The sequence below is a fragment of the Sphingomonas sp. genome, assembly GCF_031380695.1.
Classification (GTDB): Bacteria; Pseudomonadota; Alphaproteobacteria; order Sphingomonadales; family Sphingomonadaceae; genus Sphingomicrobium.
The window spans coordinates 1-3272 of sequence record NZ_JANMWY010000084.1 but is presented as its reverse complement, the minus strand read 5'-3'; the positions used below and the strand labels follow the sequence as shown (position 1 = coordinate 3272).

Annotated in this window: 6 protein-coding genes; 2 read left to right on the top strand and 4 right to left on the bottom strand. The window is 64.9% G+C overall.

What is annotated here, in order from left to right:
* Window positions 1-225, bottom strand: a 225-nt coding sequence (locus tag RMN84_RS03275; RefSeq protein ID WP_309610778.1) for a hypothetical protein, incomplete at its 3' end; no start/stop codon positions are given.
* A gap of 181 nt (window positions 226-406) precedes the next feature.
* On the opposite strand from RMN84_RS03275, the gene RMN84_RS03270 reads away from it, so the two are divergent.
* Both RMN84_RS03270 and RMN84_RS03265 read left to right on the top strand, forming a co-directional pair.
* Window positions 407-664: a type II toxin-antitoxin system ParD family antitoxin gene (locus tag RMN84_RS03270; RefSeq protein ID WP_309610777.1), complete on the top strand. Its 258-nt coding sequence runs from the start codon at window positions 407-409 to the stop codon at window positions 662-664.
* The gene (locus tag RMN84_RS03265; RefSeq protein ID WP_309610776.1) at window positions 649-918 is read left to right on the top strand and encodes a hypothetical protein; all 270 of its coding nucleotides are present in this window, start codon (window positions 649-651) and stop codon (window positions 916-918) included. The genes RMN84_RS03270 and RMN84_RS03265 overlap by 16 nt, the downstream gene beginning before the upstream one ends.
* A 21-nt stretch (window positions 919-939) precedes the next feature.
* Here RMN84_RS03265 and RMN84_RS03260 read toward each other — a convergent pair whose 3' ends face one another.
* From RMN84_RS03260 to thiC, 3 genes are all read right to left on the bottom strand, one after another.
* Window positions 940-1239, bottom strand: a complete 300-nt coding sequence (locus RMN84_RS03260) for an antibiotic biosynthesis monooxygenase (protein WP_309610775.1) — start codon at window positions 1237-1239, stop codon at window positions 940-942.
* Window positions 1240-1380: 141 nt separating this feature from the next.
* A complete protein-coding gene (locus RMN84_RS03255) occupies window positions 1381-1566 on the bottom strand; it encodes a hypothetical protein (protein WP_309610774.1) in 186 nt (61 codons plus the stop codon).
* Between the two features lie 75 nt (window positions 1567-1641).
* The coding region (thiC, locus tag RMN84_RS03250; protein WP_309610773.1) for a phosphomethylpyrimidine synthase ThiC at window positions 1642-3272 on the bottom strand (1631 nt) is incomplete at its 5' end.

The following is a 3272-nucleotide window of genomic DNA, read 5'->3' as shown; positions in this document are numbered from 1 at the left end:
CGTGTCTACAACTGGTGAGTCAATTCCTTCGATGCGGACTTGATAGTCGTCGTCGGGGGATGAGAGCGCAAATTTTGGTACGGACGAACCGGACCCCGCGCAGGCGTCAATGTACAAAAGGTCAAAGTCCATAAACTTTAGCGCAGTCACATAAGCTTGAAGGTAGCTCTGAACCGTTTCAAGTTTTCGCCTTGTATGCACGTCGCCAAATGCCTGTGCAGTCATTTGCGTCCACTCCGCAAGGAACATTTATCGAACGGATATATTTCGCGACAAATTAGCGCAAGCAAAATTCTCCGATGGAAGCATGAGTTGAGTACTCAAGTCCCGCTATTGCCAATGCGGAACCGTAAGAACCGAAACAATTGTCCCCTAGTGTGATTCTCTCTAACCCCCCATGGCACAAATGAACGTCTCGATCCCCGACGCCCTCAAGGGCTGGGCCGAAGCGCGGGTTGCCGAGGGGCGCTACAGCAGTAGCAGCGACACTATCCGCGACCTCGTCCGCCGCGAGCAGGAGAATGGGGCGGCGCGGCGGCGGCTCGTGGCGGCGATCGACGAGGGGCTGGCGTCGGGTCCGAGCGACTGCGACGCCTTCGACACCCTCGACGAAGTGCGCGCCGGCCTGCGCGCGGCCGAAGGATGCCGATGCGGCGTGAGCTGAGCCGGCGGGCACAGAGCGATCTCGATGGCATCCGCGATTTCAGCGTTCGCCACCTCCCCCGAAAGCGCGTACACTATCCGCCCGACAGGAGAGGACTGGCCAGGGAACGCAACGGCGACGAGGTTCATCTGACCGAAGAGGAAGCGAGTGGCGGCGAGCAGCCGCATATCGTGCGCTGGGTGCTGGGGATTTCCCTGACGCTGGCGGTCGGCCTGTTGTCGGCGGTGTGGATCATCGGCGCGCTGACGCGCTAGCCGACGGGCGCGCCGCGCGGCCTAGCAGCCGAGCGGCGTGCAGTGGCGCGGGACGAAGCCGGCGATGCCGCCGACCAGCAGCGGGCCGACCACGTCGAAGATGCCGGTCTCGCGGCGCCAGGCGAGATAGCGGTCGTAATGGGCGAAGCTGACCCAGCGCTCGGTCACGATGATCGTCGCGCGCTCCTCGTCGAGCCATGAGTCGAGGCTTTCGCAGCCGTCGTAGGCGCGCGTGTCGACCAGCGCGACCTTGAGCATGGCGATGAGCTCGTCGAGCTTGCCCTCGGCAGCGTGAAATTCAGCGACGACGAAATCGGACATGATGTTCCCCCTGTGACGGCGCGATCATGCGCGCGAAGGCGCGGCGGGGGAAGGGGGCGCGCGCGACGCGGGGGCATGGGATGGGGGGCGGTTGCGCCGGGTCGGGGGCGGCCCGGCGCGCTGGTCTTGCCGAACGCTATCTCAGCATTTGGTGAACTTGCCCTTGTTGGGGCCGGACGCCACCCGACAGCGCCCGTCCTTGCCCTTCACCGGCTGCGCGCATTTGACGAATTTGCCTTTGGCATCCTTGCACGGGGCGGCGAGCGCGGGCGCGGTGGCCAGCGACAGGGTGGCGGCGGCAGTCAGGGCAAGTGCAAGGCTACGCATGGCAAAGTCTCCTCTCCGATTCGGAAGCGACACTGTGCGCCTGTCGGCGCCATGAGAGAAGTGCCGACCCGACGATCACTCGCCGGCGGGGAGATAGAGCTCGCTGCCGTGCTCGCGGTAGGTTTCGGACATGCGCGCCATGCCGGCCTCGGCTTCCTCCGCCGTGGTCGAGTTGAGCAGGCCGGCTTCCTTCTTGTTGGCGAAGTCGCGGACTTCCTGGCTGATCTTCATCGAGCAGAATTTGGGGCCGCACATCGAGCAGAAATGGGCGGTCTTGGCGCCTTCGGCGGGGAGCGTCTGGTCGTGGTAATTCTCGGCCGTGTCGGGGTCGAGCGACAGATGGAACTGGTCGCGCCAGCGGAATTCGAAGCGGGCGCGGGACAAGGCGTCGTCACGCAGGCGGGCGGCGGGGTGGCCCTTCGCCAGGTCGGCGGCGTGGGCGGCGAGCTTGTAAGTGACGACCCCGACCTTGACGTCATCGCGGTCGGGCAGGCCGAGATGCTCCTTGGGCGTGACGTAGCAAAGCATCGCGGTGCCGTACCAGCCGATCATGGCGGCGCCGATGCCGCTGGTGATATGGTCATAGCCGGGTGCAATGTCGGTGGTGAGCGGCCCCAATGTGTAGAAGGGGGCTTCGCCGCAGACCTCGAGCTGCTTGTCCATATTCTCCTTGATCTTGTGCATCGGGACGTGGCCGGGGCCCTCGATCATGACCTGCACGTCCTGTGCCCAGGCGCGCTTGGTCAGTTCGCCAAGCGTATAGAGTTCGGCGAACTGCGCCTCGTCATTGGCGTCGGCGATGCTGCCGGGGCGCAGGCCGTCGCCGAGGCTGTAGGCGACGTCATAGGCCTTCATGATCTCGGTGATCTCGTCGAACCGCTCGTAGAGGAAGCTCTCCTTGTGGTGGGACAGGCACCATTTGGCCATGATCGAGCCGCCGCGACTGACGATGCCGGTGACGCGCTTGGCCGCCATCGGCACGAACGGCAGGCGGACGCCGGCGTGGATGGTGAAATAGTCGACGCCCTGCTCGGCCTGCTCGATCAGCGTGTCGCGGAAGATCTCCCACGTGAGGTCCTCGGCGACGCCGCCGACCTTCTCGAGTGCCTGATAGATGGGAACGGTGCCGATCGGCACGGGCGAATTGCGGATGATCCATTCGCGCGTGTCGTGGATGTTGCGGCCGGTGGAGAGGTCCATGACGGTGTCGGCGCCCCAGCGGATCGACCACACCATCTTGTCGACTTCGGCCGCGACATCGGACGCGACGGCGGAGTTGCCGATGTTGGCGTTGATCTTGACGAGGAAGTTGCGGCCGATCGCCATCGGTTCGGATTCGGGGTGGTTGATGTTGTTGGGGATGATCGCGCGGCCCCGAGCGACCTCGTCGCGGACGAATTCGGGGGTGACGAAATCGGGGATGGCGGCGCCGAAGCTCTCGCCGTCACGGATGGTGTGGGCAAGCGCGTCGCGACCGAGATTCTCGCGGTGGGCGACATATTCCATTTCGGGCGTGATGATGCCGCGGCGGGCATAGGCCATCTGGCTGACGTTGGCGCCAGCGCGCGCGCGGAGGACGCGGCGGCGGACGTTGGGGAAGGGGGCAACCCCGCCGCTACGGTCCGGACCGAGTTGGCCATTATCCTCGGGGCGGGTTTCGCGGGCGATAACTTCTTCCACGTCACCGCGAGCGCGGATCCAGTCGC